At 49.7% G+C, this 14,370-nt stretch carries 12 protein-coding genes; 5 read left to right on the plus strand and 7 right to left on the minus strand.

Going from position 1 to position 14,370, the window contains the following annotated elements; translation table 11 throughout:
* Positions 1 to 105 precede the first annotated feature (105 nt).
* From QGG23_03950 to nadA, 4 genes are all read left to right on the plus strand, one after another.
* On the plus strand, positions 106 to 978 hold the full coding sequence (locus QGG23_03950; GenBank protein MDP6048580.1) for a hypothetical protein: 873 nt from the start codon (positions 106 to 108) through the stop codon (positions 976 to 978).
* Positions 979 to 1,139: 161 nt separating this feature from the next.
* Positions 1,140 to 1,619 (plus strand): nucleoside-diphosphate kinase, encoded by a 480-nt coding sequence (gene ndk / locus QGG23_03955; GenBank protein ID MDP6048581.1) that lies wholly within the window; start codon positions 1,140 to 1,142, stop codon positions 1,617 to 1,619.
* Positions 1,620 to 2,488: 869 nt separating this feature from the next.
* Entirely contained in the window at positions 2,489 to 3,346 is an 858-nt protein-coding gene (gene nadC, locus QGG23_03960; protein MDP6048582.1) for a carboxylating nicotinate-nucleotide diphosphorylase, read from the plus strand.
* Between the two features lies 1 nt (position 3,347).
* Positions 3,348 to 4,274 carry a quinolinate synthase NadA gene (nadA, locus tag QGG23_03965; GenBank protein MDP6048583.1) on the plus strand — a complete coding sequence of 309 codons (927 nt, stop codon included), beginning with the start codon at positions 3,348 to 3,350 and terminating at the stop codon, positions 4,272 to 4,274.
* Between the two features lie 349 nt (positions 4,275 to 4,623).
* Here the strand turns inward: nadA and nth are convergent, their stop codons facing one another.
* The gene (nth, locus tag QGG23_03970) at positions 4,624 to 5,274 is read right to left on the minus strand and encodes an endonuclease III (protein ID MDP6048584.1); all 651 of its coding nucleotides are present in this window, start codon (positions 5,272 to 5,274) and stop codon (positions 4,624 to 4,626) included.
* Positions 5,275 to 5,648: 374 nt separating this feature from the next.
* On the opposite strand from nth, the gene QGG23_03975 reads away from it, so the two are divergent.
* The gene (locus QGG23_03975) at positions 5,649 to 7,424 is read left to right on the plus strand and encodes an amidohydrolase family protein (GenBank protein MDP6048585.1); all 1,776 of its coding nucleotides are present in this window, start codon (positions 5,649 to 5,651) and stop codon (positions 7,422 to 7,424) included.
* An 860-nt stretch (positions 7,425 to 8,284) separates the two neighbouring features.
* Here the strand turns inward: QGG23_03975 and QGG23_03980 are convergent.
* The 6 genes from QGG23_03980 to QGG23_04005 all read right to left on the minus strand — a co-directional run bounded on the left by QGG23_03980 (position 8,285) and on the right by QGG23_04005 (position 13,807).
* On the minus strand, positions 8,285 to 9,226 hold the full coding sequence (locus QGG23_03980) for a Gfo/Idh/MocA family oxidoreductase (protein ID MDP6048586.1): 942 nt from the start codon (positions 9,224 to 9,226) through the stop codon (positions 8,285 to 8,287).
* Positions 9,227 to 9,331: 105 nt separating this feature from the next.
* Positions 9,332 to 10,150 carry a hypothetical protein gene (locus QGG23_03985; GenBank protein ID MDP6048587.1) on the minus strand — a complete coding sequence of 273 codons (819 nt, stop codon included), beginning with the start codon at positions 10,148 to 10,150 and terminating at the stop codon, positions 9,332 to 9,334.
* 66 nt (positions 10,151 to 10,216) lie between these two features.
* Positions 10,217 to 11,398 carry an ATP-grasp domain-containing protein gene (locus tag QGG23_03990; GenBank protein ID MDP6048588.1) on the minus strand — a complete coding sequence of 394 codons (1,182 nt, stop codon included), beginning with the start codon at positions 11,396 to 11,398 and terminating at the stop codon, positions 10,217 to 10,219.
* Between the two features lie 107 nt (positions 11,399 to 11,505).
* Positions 11,506 to 12,597 (minus strand): DUF354 domain-containing protein, encoded by a 1,092-nt coding sequence (locus tag QGG23_03995; protein ID MDP6048589.1) that lies wholly within the window; start codon positions 12,595 to 12,597, stop codon positions 11,506 to 11,508.
* Positions 12,598 to 12,653: 56 nt separating this feature from the next.
* The gene (locus tag QGG23_04000; GenBank protein MDP6048590.1) at positions 12,654 to 12,902 is read right to left on the minus strand and encodes a hypothetical protein; all 249 of its coding nucleotides are present in this window, start codon (positions 12,900 to 12,902) and stop codon (positions 12,654 to 12,656) included.
* Positions 12,899 to 13,807, minus strand: a complete 909-nt coding sequence (locus tag QGG23_04005) for a hypothetical protein (protein MDP6048591.1) — start codon at positions 13,805 to 13,807, stop codon at positions 12,899 to 12,901. The genes QGG23_04000 and QGG23_04005 overlap by 4 nt, the downstream gene beginning before the upstream one ends.
* Between the last annotated feature and the right edge of the window lie 563 nt (positions 13,808 to 14,370).

The following is a 14,370-nucleotide window of genomic DNA, read 5'->3' on the forward strand; positions in this document are numbered from 1 at the left end:
TTTTTAGTTTACGGATTACGAGTTGAAAATGTCTCCCCCGCGTGCGATGGTCCTTCTAGGAGCTAATTCTTTAAGGCAAGGAACGGAGTCTGGCTGGGAAACCTCTTGGAAATAATAATCTTCACCGACAACCCAATGGTTACGGAGACCCAACTGGTCATTGAGGAGCTTAAAAGTAGAAACATCCGGCACCGATTCTTAGCGCCTTGGGACATTGCCCTGCCGGAGCTCCAAAAACTTGATGCGGATATGGTCTATGTTCCCAGCAACATGTTCAATCGGGGCTCCACCTTCGAGCTCATCCACCGGCTACTAATCCTTCGGGAGTTTGAGAGTCAGGTAGGCAATATCGTGAACCCCGTGGATAGCATGCTCATCTACTCCAAGGGGCACTTCACCCTCCAGTTAAGCGACCTTGGTCTCCCCCATCCCCCGACCATTGTGACTGAGAACATAGGTAATGCCCAAGAATTCGCGTCAGGACTCCTCGACGCGGGTAAATCTGTTGTCCTTAAACCCATCTGTCGGGGCCGGGGAATTGGGGTGGTCAGGCTCGATAGGATCCGGAGTCGTAGCGATCTCCTTCAGTACCTCATGTGGTACAACAGATCTTTTGGTCAGGGCGTCTTCTATCTCCAGGAGTTCATTCCGAATCTGGGCTACGATGTGCGGTGCATGGTGGTGAACGACGAGGTTGTGGGTCGAGAGAAGCGGTCGAATCCCCAGGACTTTAGATACAATGTGAGCACAGGGGGTTTGGCTGAGGCCTTTGATGATCCCACCTATGATGAGATCTCAATAAATATCGCAGAGGCTGTGGACCTCAGGATCACAGGCATCGACATCCTTCCCACAGAAACTGGCCCATACCTTTTGGAGGCGAACTGCTTCCCAGGATATACCGCCCTTATCGATGCCACCGGTATCCCTGTCCACGCTAGAATAGTGGATTATTTCCAGAGCCTCATGACTAGGTGACCGGTGTCCAAGCCGTTTGTCCCACCATCAAGATTAAGTAGTTTTCTGATCCATTCAAGGGAGGGGACTAGTTTGGCCCCGCGTTCCGTCCACGGCTAGTGCACAGAGTCACAAAAGAGGAAGGTAGAAGGACACAGCATATGATGGAGATAGGGAAAAAAATGGATAATGGAACCCAGTCTGGGCAGAATGGCGAACGGGAATTTGTTATGGTGAAGCCTGACGGCGTCCATAGAGCGCACGTTGGGGATATCATTACCAGGATAGAGAGGGTCGGACTCAAAATTGTCGCCATAAAGATCCTTCAGGTGACCAAGGACCAGGCTGAGAAACACTACGCAATCCATAAAGACAAACCTTTCTACAAAGGGCTCATAAAATACATCACAAGCGGCCCCTCTGTTGCGATGGTAGTGGAGGGTCGGAATGCAGTGAGTCATACCCGGAGGCTTGTCGGAGCCACTGATCCCCACAACGCCAATCCTGGATCTATCCGTGGGGATTATGGTCTAGACATCGGGAGAAACATAGTTCACGCGGCGGACTCGGTGAATAATGCCAAGATTGAGTACTCGATCTACTTTGACGAGGAGGAATTGATCGCTTACACCCGGATTGACGAGTCCCAGCTCTATAGCTGAGACGCGAAATTAAGCGTCGGAAAAGGGGTACTTTCTTTCCAGCGCCTCAACTTAGATGACGACGACAACGTTCGTCATCGCGATGCCGTGGATGAAAAGGCAAGGATACGCCCTTGAACGCTAAATATTTCTGAGCGTTTTTCCGGTGATAAAAGTTATATAATCTCCCAGTGAGTTTGTATCAGGTAACAGTATTGAATTGTCCAGTATGTAGTGGAGTTGCTCAAGCGACTGGTAAAGAATTTAAATTCGGGGTTTTCGATGGGAAGCAGCATAAGTGTCCAATTTGCGGTAAAATTTTTAATGCCTTTTACAGGGATGGCAAATTCACTCACACGGTGCCCAAGTCTAAGAAAGACTAGGGACCTTTACCTCTTTGTTTACGCGTTTGATTAAAAAGGAGTTTACAAAACCAAGTATTCAATTTGGTTAAGAAGGGTAACAGGGGGCATCTACAGATTATAAGTGTGAAGCTGGAATTTGTGCGATTAGAGGGAGCTCAAATCATGCAAACGAAGTCTATTGTTCTACATCTGAGTCAGAGTAGTAAAATATCCTTTCATGCTCAGATTTGTCTCTATTTATAAGGAAAGACCTAGACAATTCGCCCTGTTTCCGGGACTCATGTTCTCTGTGCATGTGTTGGATATTAGAATTTGGTTGATTTGGGGTTATTTAGTTCCGATTTGATTATGGAGGTATTGTTCTTTTATATATGCGCGTGTTTTTGTGTTATTGTGTTTTTAGAGAGAAAGTAAGAAAGAGGGGGAAGGTGTGTGGGTGAATAAGCTGTTTCCCCGCCCCTAAAGATATAAAAGCGAGGATAAATGTCCAATTACGAACTTAGATAGATTCGAGGAGGCGAGACATTGAAAAAAAAAGCTCGACTTAACCTAGTAAAGATTAGGGACTTCCTGATGGAGGATATTGGGCATGGAGACATAACCTCATCCTCCCTCATCGGAGCGGATCAGATGGCCAAGGCACGGCTATTTATCAGGGAGGCTGGTATTGCTGCAGGACTCGAGGAGGCGGCAATGATTTTCGAGCTCCTCGGATGCGACGTCATTACACACGCCTATGATGGAGAGAGCGTTAACCCGGAGAAAATCCTTTTGGAGGTAGAGGGTTCGGCTAGAGCTATATTGTCGGGGGAGAGAACCGCCCTCAACATCATGGGTCGAATGGCTGGGATAGCGACCGCAGTAGCGGAGGCCCAGAAAATCGCAAATGAGGTGAACCCCTCGGTAAGGGTTGCTGCCACGCGGAAAACCCTTCCAGGGCTGAGGGAACTCGACAAAAAAGCCGTTTTACTAGGGGGAGGAGATACCCATCGGTTGCGACTCGATGACTGTGTTCTCATCAAAGATAACCACTTGAAGTTAGTCCCTTCTATCACTGATGCCGTTAGGAGAGCCAGGAAGGGGGTGAGCTTTACAAAGAAGATCGAGGTAGAGGTAAGAAGCCCCGGTGAAGCTGAGGAAGCGGCAGAAGCGGGGGCCGACATAGTCATGTTCGACAACATGAGCCCGAGGGAAATCCGTATATGCTTCGGTGTACTGAAGAAGAAGGGACTTCACAAAGGTAGGCTGTTCGAGGCGTCCGGAGAGATCACCCGCGAGAGCTTAGCCAACTACGCCGGCTCAGGAGTGGATATCATCTCAATGGGAAGTCTCACCCACTCCGTGAGGAGCCTAAACGTCAAATTAGAGATAGAGATGGTTTAGAATGGAACTCAACACGATCCAGAGCAAAATAGTGGCGCTAAAAGAGGAGAAAAACGCACTCCTCCTCGCCCACAACTATCAGACAATCGAAATACAGGAGGTTGCCGATTTCGTGGGGGACAGCCTAGAGCTCTGCCGGAAGGCCCAGGGCGTAAAAGACCGGGACCTCATCGTCTTCGCCGGTGTAGACTTTATGGCAGAGACTGCATCAATCCTCAACCCGCAGAAGAAGGTCGTGATCCCTAGCACCAAGGCGATTTGTCCTATGGCCGCAATGCTCCCACTTAAAATCCTTAAAAATATGAAGAAAAAATACCCAGGGGCACCCGTGGTGCTCTATGTGAATACCCTTGCTGAGGCGAAGGCCGAGGCCGACGTCACATGCACATCAGCAAACGCCTCTGAGATCGTGGCCCAATTAGAAGGGGATACCGTCCTTTTCGGGCCAGACGTAAATCTGGCCTGGTACGTCTCCCAGAAAGTTCCAGGAAAGACGCTTATCCCTGTACCGGATTACGGGCATTGCCGCGTCCACCGCTTCCTGGGAGATGGCTCCGAGGCCATGGAGCTTAAGAAGAAATATCCCGACGCCGAGCTTTTGGCTCACCCAGAGTGCGAGCCGGAGTTCCAAAAGAAGGCTGATTTCGTCCTGTCCACAGGGGGAATTTATCGGCGCTGCCAAAAGTCCTCGGCCAAGATATTTATAATCGGTACAGAGGTCGGGATGGTAGATCGCCTTACGAGGGAGATCCCAGGTAAAACCTTTCTCCCTGCAAAGAAATATTCTGAGTGCGCCTCCATGAAGAGGATCACCCTAGAGAACATATTCTCCTCTATGTTGAACGAGGCCCCTGTCATCCACGTTCCCGAGGAGATCGCAGATAAAGCCCGAATACCAATCCAACGAATGCTCGAGATGAGCCGCTAGCTTAGTAAACATTTTTCGAGGTATTCAAATCTTTTATCCGGGTTATCAGAGATGTTGATTTTTGTTTAGGGGGTAAGAAACCAAGGAACCATCCTTCTGTCTTCTTGACCCTTGGATCCCTCGTCATCGGGAAGGTCATCTTTGAAGAGGGAAACGGGATCAGGAACTGCGCGCTGAGATGAGCCAGTCATGTCTATCGGAACACCCATCCCCTGAACACTCTAGCTCAAGAGATACCCGTTAATCCAGTGCGTGAGAAAGGGGGCTATAATGCGAGACAGATGACCATATAGAAAGTACGGCCTGTTTCAAAGACCGAGGAGAACAAGAGATTATACTCAAAGGGACACTATTCCACGGTGTTATGGCGGAAGGTGAATGCCGAAGGGCAAAGTTCACAGAGGATGCATGTTGCGCAATCTGGCTTCTTGGCATTGCAGACCCTTCTGCCGTGCTCAATTAGCAGGTAATTCACTGCGAGCCATTTCTCCCGGTCGAAGACCTCCATAAGATCCTTCTCGATCTTGTTTCGGTTCTTCTTGTCGCTGAGCCTGAGCCTATGGCTGAGGCGCCAGACATGGGTGTCTACTGCAATTCCCTCTATGATGCCGAATGCGCTCCCTAGTACGATGTTCGCAGTTTTCCTTGCCGCGCCTTTCAGATTCGTGAGCTCATCCATTGTTGATGGAACCTCACCTCCATGCTCCTCTATAATGACTCTACAGGATTCCTGTATGGCGTCTGCTTTCCTCCTGAAGAATCCGGATGACCTGATATCGTTCTCGAGTTGCTCTCGGGGCGCGTAAGCGTAGTCAGCTGCGGTCCTATACTTCTCGAAGAGGGAGACGGTAATCTTGTTGATCTGCTTGTCAGTGCTCTGGGCGGAGAGGATGGTTGCCACGAGGAGGTCGAGAGGTGTCTGCCAGTTGAGGGTTGTCCCTGAAGTTTCAGGATATACTTCCTCCAATAGGGCAATGATGTTCCTCCCCTTTTCCTTCATGCTAGTGGTCCAAAAAGCATAGGACTAGTGGGGTTAAAAGCTTCTTTTCGCTGACTAGGATTTGTTCCTAACAATAGCCAATAAAAGGAGAAATAAAATCAAGCTACCGGAAAATTTTCAAAACTTCCAGATTGAAGAAAAACCAATATTGATGCGCAAACGTATTTCATCATCCAGGAGCCTTATGTGTCAGAAAGAAAGATCTAGTGCCCTCTGAAAAAAATAGAAAGGGGGCTTGAGAAGATCATAACTGAATAGATAATTCAGAATTTGTTGAAGATGACCCTACGTTTTTCCCCCAATGTTAGTAAAAATGCAAGCTTCGCGCATGCATTGTTAAATTGTCTTAAGGGGAATTTCATATTGGCGGTTAGATGACTGAACTCGATGTTCTAATCAAAAACGCAAATATAGTGGATGGAATGGGCAATAAGGCCTACAAAGGAGCCATCGGAGTCCAAGGGGACAAGGTGGTCGCCTTGGGTAAAGTAGAGGACAACGCAAAAAGGACATTAAATGCAAAAGGTCTCACCGCGACGCCTGGCTTCATCGATTCTCATAGCCATGGTGACTGGACCCTGCTCTGGTTCCCTAAGGCTGAAAGTTACGTTATGCAGGGGGTTACAACCTTCGTTGGTGGCCAGTGTGGAGGGTCACCCGCACCCATCGGGGAGCACATCAGGTTGCCCCGGGGGCTTCTGGATCATCTCCCCGACCTAGACCCATATAAGTTCTATCCGAGGCAGCCTTTCTTCCCGCTGGAGAAGGCCAACGAGTGGATGAAGAAAATCTACGGCTGGACCCTTGATTGGGAGGATATGGCGGGTTACTTCAGGAAAGTTGAAGAGGTTGGTGTCTCAATGAACTACGCACCCCTTGTGGGCCACGGCACCATTAGAACTAAGGTAATGGGTCTGGACTACAAGCGCCACAGCACGGAGGAGGAAAAAACTAAGATGAGGGGGCTCATCCACGAGGCGATGAAGCAGGGATGTCTGGGTATGAGCACTGGTCTCGATTACGATCCCGACGTCTTCGCATCTCATAAAGAGATCATCGATGGGGTCACTGTGCTCAAGGAGTACGGTGGAGTCTACTGTCCTCACTGGAGGCGAACGGGCCGGAGGAGGGGCATCTCAGCTGGGCATATCCCCAACGAGAAGATCACCGCTCTTATGGAGTGCGTTGACGTCTACAAGAAGACTGGGGTTCGTCTTCACTACGCTCACATTTCAACTGGATGGCAGATCTATCCCCCACCACCTGACGAACTCGAGAAGGCAAACGTGAAGACCACCCTTGACATGATCACTGCCGACTCAAAGGATGAACTTGATATCACATGGGACGCGATTCCCCAGTTGACGAGGAGCGGATTCGCTACGATGCCCTACCTCGCCTCCCTTTACGCTCCCTGGCTCAGGGAACTCGGTGGTCTCGAAGGGTTCGGGAAATGGCTCAAGGTGAAGGATTTCCGGGAGGAGGTAAAGGACGCAATCCGTTCCGGGAAGTGGTTCATCAGGGTCGCCTATAACCCAAACACCGCCCCCAGATGGGCAGAGAACATCATAGTCCTAAAAAGCAAGGTGCCTGGTATTAACGGAAAAACAGTAGCAGAGATCGCGGAGGAGCGGAACACTGAGCCCTGGGACACCTATTTTGACATCATCGCCGAGGACCCTTTCACTCGGGGAGCCACGGACTCGATGAGTCCTGGAGCCCCCTACCTCCACTACTGGACGCACCCCAAGGGCATGGTGGGTCTAGACACGAGCGTCTTTAATGCCGAGTGGCAGTCTAAGAATCCACCTTATAGCATCCCGGGCATCAACACCTTCAGCGCCTATCCGATGTTCTATATCAAATACGTTAGGGATGGTAGCATCTTTAGCCTAGAGGAAGCCGTTCAGAAGACCTCGACGCTACCTGCGAAGGTCCATAACATCGAGGGCCGAGGGATCCTCAAGGAGGGCGGATACGCAGACATAGTTTTAATGGATCTCTCAAAACTAAAGGTCCGTAGCAACGAAGTCGAGACCAGAAGATATCCCGAGGGCATCGACCATGTATTCGTGAACGGCAAGCAAGTCGTTGAAAAAGGTAAGCATACAGGAGCAACTCCGGGGCGGGTCCTCAAAAGGACCATGTAACTCCTCTCGAGCTCGCTTATCCAATATATTCATCAACGTGAAAATCTCAGTTTATTCAAGTCTAACAGGATTGCTAATTGAGAAAGTATTGATTAAAGTGAAAAAAGCATCTAGTGTTGAAACCCGTTCACATGTGAAGAGATAAACGGAGGAAGAAAATGAAGAAACTCGTCAATGAGCTAATTAACCCAACCAATATATTTTCGCAAGTTCAAGCGCTCCAAAGAGAATGCCCTATTCCACGATCTCCGGGGGTGTACGCATGGGTCTTCAAGGAAATTCCGCCAAACATCCACTTGATAAATGTATAAAACGTGACGATCTTCATCTATTGTATGTGGGGATTTCTCCCAACAAACCTCAGAGAATTGGAAACCCCAGTAAACAAAACCTCCGATTGAAAATTAAAGATCATTGCCAAGGTAATGCAGAAAGCTCTACTCTAAAGCTCACACTAGGGTGTCTATTATCAAATAAGTTAGGGATTGAACTTCGCAGGGTGGGAAAAGGAAGACGGATGACGTTCCATGATGGGGAGGATATACTATCCCAGCGGTGAGTGAGAACGCGTTTGTCGCATGGATTGTTCACGAGGAACCATGGCGAGTTGAGGATCAAGCGATAGGGCAATTGTCCTTGCCTCTAAATCTGCGAGACAACGAGAGCCACCCATTTTATCGACGACTCACCTCTATCAGAAAAGATAGTAAAAAGAAAGCGAGAGCAAAATCGAGTATTCCTCGCGTACGAGGGATACTTTAGAGGATTGGTAAAACAACAACTATCGAGCTATACCTAACAGTAGATATCCTTCATAACAAGGGACTAACAGAATTTCCATGTAGGAGTAGGTTCTCTTTCTAGAGCGTGACAGGCTTCCCGATCCGTGAAGACTCAAGGGCTGCCTCGCAGATCCTGAGGGCCATGAGACCATCCTCCCCTGTGACCGCCGGCGGCTTGTCCTCGAGGATCGCTTCCACAAAGTTCTCCAGTTCCAGAGTAAGTGGCTCTTGAGGCTTCAAGAAGGGCTGGTAACGCCCCTCGTCGTCCTCCACGGTAACCTCCTGAGTGATGAACTCAACGGTGATGAGACCTTCGGATCCTGTGAGGATAAGACGACGGATCTTGTGGGGAGTAAGCCAGTTGGTCTCGATAAAAGCGCTCCTGTTACCAGAGAATCTCAACACGATGTTCGCATAGTCCTCAAACATGTGCACGAGGTTGCCGGCGGTGGCATAGACAATCTCGGGGTCCTCTCCGAAAAGCTGCCTTACTAGATCAGCGTCGTGGATGGCCAGATCTTTCACGACCCCCACGTCGCTGATCCTTAGAGGGTATCTGCTCACCCTGTGCGCTCGGGCCAGGATAACGTCCCCAATCTTTCCTTCTCTGACCAGTTTGAGGGCCTCAATCACCCCCGGGTTGAAGCGCTCCACGAACCCCACGGTGAGCTTCACTTTCGCCTTCTCAGAGGCAGCAATCAAACCCTCCGCCTCGGCCACAGTGCTGGTCATGGGCTTCTCCACCAAGACGTGCTTCCCCGCCTCTATCGCTGCCAATGCAATGTTCGCGTGGGTTACCGTCGGGGTGCAGATGGAAATCATGTCAACATCACGTCTTCTAAGGAGCGCTCCAACGTTCGAGTAATGGTCGGCCCCGTATCTCTCCCCGAGACTGCACGCCGCATCCTCATTAAGATCCGAAACTGCAACAAGCTCAGCAGTCTCGAGATCATTGTAGACTCGGGCGTGGTTCCTCCCCCAGAACCCGCAGCCGATAACGGCGACGTTTAGTTTATCCAAAGCACATTGACCTGACCTGAGATGTTAACCAACCTAGATTCAAGGCGTGCCCTTAAAATCGTATTCATAGTTTGTAGAACGAGTGATAAACCCTATTGAGCGGATCTAGACCGGATTCCCGTTAAAAATACCCAGCAATCCCTCCCCCGTTTTCACAGTTACGTCATCGGTCGAGGCGAGATATTCGACGACTTTAGGATATTTCCTCCCGAACCTCATCTTGAGGGAGCAGTTGTGCCAAAGAATGGTGAGAACCCTCCCTCTGGGCAGACCTTTGCAGAGATCGACCACTTGTTGAAGTCTTCTCAGGACGTCCCCTTCATCCACCAGGTCCGTGAAGATGAGGGCATCCATTATAGTTATAGGGAAAACTCTTAAACCATCTATCCCGAAGCTCATACAGTCCCTCTCGGTCACTTGATCCCTGCAGTACTTAATCGAGGAATCATATTTGATCCCTGCACGTCTCAGATTACTAAACAGGGAGTCGTGGCGTTCTACACCGACCGTATAGTGGGTCCTGTTTCCTAGTATTGTCGTCCCTGAGATGTCTTCGAGGAGATTCTTCTCATCCGTGAGGCTCTGGGATTGCTGGATAGAGAGGTGATCCGAGTGGAGCCCCACCTCCCAGCCTCCCGACACCATGGACCTGATCTCTGCGCGATACTCTTGGAGATCATATGAGGGAGGAGGATGCTGCGTATCCATTCTGGTCCTAAAAAAGAAGGTGGACCGGAGTCCATGTTTTTCCTCAATCTCCATGATCTCCCGAATATTCTGATAAGGATTCTTTTCGTCTAGTTTATCCATAACAGCTTCATTAAAACGACTCCGCCTCGCGATGACATGCTGTCTGGGGGCGCCGGCCTTCCCCCAGTCGACGTCATGACTCAGAAATACCGGGATGGGTTCCTCAAGGGTCACACTACACGCTCAGTCACCTGGCGATAAAAAGGTGACTTGATAATAAAAGGCCAAATGAGCACGACCTCAGCGAGAGAGTGGATGCTCTAGCATCTTTTTGTACCTCGTCAGCCTACCGATGCACTCCATGAACTGCAATAAGTGGGGTTTCACATCGTCAAGGTGGAGATCCGTCAATCTCCGCTTATTGGAATCTCTAAGAGCCGCCGCGATCTTCCCTCTTTCTCTGATGAATGCGAAAAGCAGCTGGGGAAAGTGCGCAGATGTCCACCACATCTGGAGACCCTTCTTGTAACGAAAACACGACTCCACGTCGCCGTGCTCAGCGATCTCGTAAAGAAGGCGCGGGAAATCGACCCCGGACGCAATGGAAAGCTCCAGGGTCCCCCAGAACTTGGAGTTGACTTCCATAAGGCGTGGGATGCCCTCATAATCCACCTTGAACTCCACCTGGGCCACCCCGTGCCACCTTATCTCCTCAAGAAGGCACAGGGCATTTTCTATGAGCTCTGGATCACAGATGGTCTCGTTAACAATCCCTACTCCCCCCCCTGGAGGGAAGGTGACGATCCTCCGTTGAGCCATCGCCGCTCTCGGCTCTCCCCGGTTGAACAGGACACAGACATCCCTGATCTCACCTGGGATATACTCCTGAATCATTGGCGACTTGAAGTCTAGGATTACATTTGAGATCTTATCCTGAAACTCTAGGAGAGCCTGTCTAAGCTCCCCCCTGCTCGTAGCGTAACGGGTCCCTGTACCGGCGGCCCCCCTCCTTGCCTTCACCACAACGGGGAAGGGTCCAGAGTAATCTATGCCGCCATTGTCCGAGGTCACCGTCTCCGGAACGGGTACACCGATCCTTCTAGCGATCTCGAGGGACTTCAGCTTGTCGTGAGCCATCTCCAGCACCGCGTAGTCTGGAACAGGTATATGGACGTAGTCCGCAAGGGCGTCTTTATAGAAGGAGAGAGAGACCGTTGTGTCAACACCTATTGGCATGACGATGTCGATCTTCTCATCGACGGCGATCCTCTTGATATTTTTAATGAACCTCTCGATGGAAACGCTGGGGGGGATGTAGGTTTTCCATGCAGAGCAGTATTTAGAGACCGCAGCTACCCTTCTCCTTGGATCCCTGCCCCCTGCGACGACGTTGACTCCTGCCCGACCTAGGGATCTTACTGCTGCGAGAGCGTTCTTGTAGCTAAAGTTGGTAATAAGGACGCTGGAAGGCAAATCAATCATGTATGGTTCAAGAACTCCATATTTATTTCTTTGATACTAGTTGCTCCGATGATCCACTTCCTCATAAAGACCTAGAGGGAGAGATCTTTTGTCCAATTTTTTACGGATTAATTGGCGATTATCTTGCCCAATCTCTCGATCTCATCAGAAATGCCCTTCACAGGGTCCTCAAAGTCTTTGATAAGAAACCTTGCCCTCTCTTTTTGAGCCTCCCTCTGGGACTTTCGATCCACCAAAAGCTCGGAAGCCCTCTCAATGAGGGATTCGATGTTTGTCTCCCTCTCGTTAAGGCCATGCTTTATGAGAAAGAGTTCCACGAGGGTGGGATTCCCAGGATAGCAAGAAATTGTAGGGACACCGAGAATCGCCGCCTCGGCGCTCATGGTCCCCCCTGCTCCGATGAAGAGGTCGGAGAAATAAAGTAGGCTCGGGCCATCAACAGCCTTATCCGGAACTATGACCTCTCCCCCATAAAATCCCCTAAGGGCTGAGACCTGCTCTAAGTATCGGGGGATTACCACAATCTGGACTTCCTGGTCCAGTTCAACTAACCCGTGAATCAGGTTCTTGATCGCCGACTCCTCTCTGTTGGTTTTCAAAAGATACGCTGCGAAGATCTCAGCCGACCTGATTGTGATCACAGGTTTCTCCGGGTTGATACCTAGTTCGTCTAGGATCCCTAGGTCTGGCTTGAAGTCCTTCAGCCAAGCCCACGGGTCGAGGGCGTTGTAGCGTACAATGAATTCCGGCGAGATGCCGTAGCCTGCCCATGCTTCCTCGGGGATCATCCACGGGGTCATCAAGGTATCCGAGAGGGGGATCGTGAGCTTCATAACTGCCTCGGCGTGGGGAGAGTCGCTGATGCATAGATGCGGAATCCCAAGTCCGAACGAGACCCTCGCAGCTTCAGGGGATGAGAAGGACACGACTATGTCCGGGTTAAACTCCTCGTAAATCGAGATAAGACCCGTAATCCTGTTTACGCTCTCGAGGAGTTTGCTTCTCAAGTTCTTCCCACCGTGCCTCCCGACAGCGATCGCCTCGATCCCTCGCCTCGTGATGATCTCGTCGACTTCTCTATAACTCCTCGTGGTCATGAGGACCTGGTGTCCCCTCTCCAGAAGCTCGGTGTGAAGCACCTGGAACATCATACACTGTTTTGGCGTGAGTATATCGATGATGATTTTCAACTTGACCACTTCAGTCCCTGAATCGCCAGGAGCTCCCCGTTTCTTGTCTCATTCGTTGTGCCCATTTAGTCTATAAGTCTACGGTCTCCAATAGCACGCCAGAACATCCATGTGGCAAGCCTCTTCCAGAGGAGCAACCATGATAGTACGAGCACTGTGCTGATCACCACCTGCACAATGTTGATGATATGAGCCTCCTCTACGCCCGGGATCTTTAATGGAATGATCCAGTTGTTGATGACCCAGAGACCCCCAATCATACAGAACCACACGAAGAGGAGTAATATAACAAAGTCAAGAACTCTGCGACTCATGTGGACACCAACATTAGGGAGGCCGTTATCAGGGCGAGACATCCCGCTATGATCGAGAGGACCATGAAAACGAGGGACGCCTGGTTCTCCCTCAATGGTCCACGCGCCAAGATGAATCGGGCTAGTGTAATGGGCGCCCCCGAGTCAGTCCGGGCCATCATCCGTCCATCCTCCATAAGTCTCGTCGGCCTAGCCACCTCCCTCCTTTCGTACAGGTGGCCGATGCTAGATAACCCGTAGAAGGCGTTCATGATCTGGGGCATAAAGGCCACCATGGCCACCACCTCGAGGTGCCCAAGGACTGCGATAGCCCCAATTGCCGTACCTACGCCAAGACTCCCCACGTCCCCGGAGAACACTTTAGAGGGATACTTATTGTAATAATAGAAGGCTAAGAGGACCCCCAATAGCGCCATACTGAGGATCACGCCATCAGTCTTCCCCAAAATAAGCGCTGAGAGCAGTAGCGTCAGGGTGATTATTGAGGTTGAACCTCCCATCACCCCGTTGAAAGGGTCCATCATATTCACTGCGTTAGATGTAACTGCCATGACGATGGGGAGGAGTAGTGGATAGACCATAGTGAGTCGGGTCGCCCCAATGAATGGAAAGACGATACTTGGTGTATATGTGCCCATAAGGAGGATCGGGAATCCGGCAAAGGCTGTTAGTATGGGTTTCACCTTTGCATTAAGAGGTTTCAGATCGTCATACGCACCGATCAACCCAGCTATCAGCACCGTGGACAGAAAGCTCAGGACTAGGGATAGTTTTTCAGGGAAAAGAATCGATACAAGTATTGAACTCACGACGAGACCAACGAGGATCGCAATGCCGCCCATCTCAGGAATAATAGGATGATCAGTCTTATGGGCATCACGTCCAACAATGTTCAGCTCTCTCATCTTTGTTATCACGATAGGAAGAGATAGAAAGGTAACCCCAAATCCGGTGGTCAAAATTAATACAGTTTCATATAGAGGAAAGGCATTACCCATTGGAATCAGTCCTTATTTAGTTTAGATATTTATTCTTATATCTTGCTTGATAAAAGGGCGTCAACTATAAGGATTTCACGTGGACAATAGTGGATTTGCGTGATTCTCTATCCATGGTTAGACATAATGGAAAGTATATGTTTTCTGAAAAAAGAAAACAAGGCACCTTATGTTTGAAAACAATCGATGTCTCAATTAGCCTTAGGTAGCTGCGAACAGTTTTTTCTCCTGAAAGAAGGTATCTATCCTGGGCTAATCTTTCTGATAGATGTGATTTGACAGGCGGTCTTAATCGGTTCTTCTTAACCCCAATATTACTCGGAATTATGGTTCATCTATTGTTTATTTATTTTCCATGGTTTTATTCTTGTGCGCGTCAGGTATATCAAGAGTGATGTCAAGGTCCCATAGTTGATTCTTTCTTCTTTGAAAGGACAAATAGTAACGGAGGTTCCGTATCTGTTATAGAT

It is taken from the genome of Candidatus Bathyarchaeota archaeon, from assembly GCA_030739585.1.
In the GTDB taxonomy this organism is placed as follows: Archaea; Thermoproteota; Bathyarchaeia; order TCS64; family TCS64.

Excerpts from the sequence above, each read along its gene's own strand:
- ndk (MDP6048581.1), top strand. The coding sequence starts at position 1,140 with ATGGATAATGGAACCCAGTCTGGGCAGAATGGCGAACGGGAATTTGTT.
- nadA (MDP6048583.1), top strand. The coding sequence starts at position 3,348 with ATGGAACTCAACACGATCCAGAGCAAAATAGTGGCGCTAAAAGAGGAG.
- nth (MDP6048584.1), bottom strand. The coding sequence starts at position 5,274 with ATGAAGGAAAAGGGGAGGAACATCATTGCCCTATTGGAGGAAGTATAT.
- QGG23_03975 (MDP6048585.1), top strand. The coding sequence starts at position 5,649 with ATGACTGAACTCGATGTTCTAATCAAAAACGCAAATATAGTGGATGGA.
- QGG23_03990 (MDP6048588.1), bottom strand. The coding sequence starts at position 11,398 with ATGATTGATTTGCCTTCCAGCGTCCTTATTACCAACTTTAGCTACAAG.
- QGG23_04000 (MDP6048590.1), bottom strand. The coding sequence starts at position 12,902 with ATGAGTCGCAGAGTTCTTGACTTTGTTATATTACTCCTCTTCGTGTGG.
- QGG23_04005 (MDP6048591.1), bottom strand. The coding sequence starts at position 13,807 with ATGAGAGAGCTGAACATTGTTGGACGTGATGCCCATAAGACTGATCAT.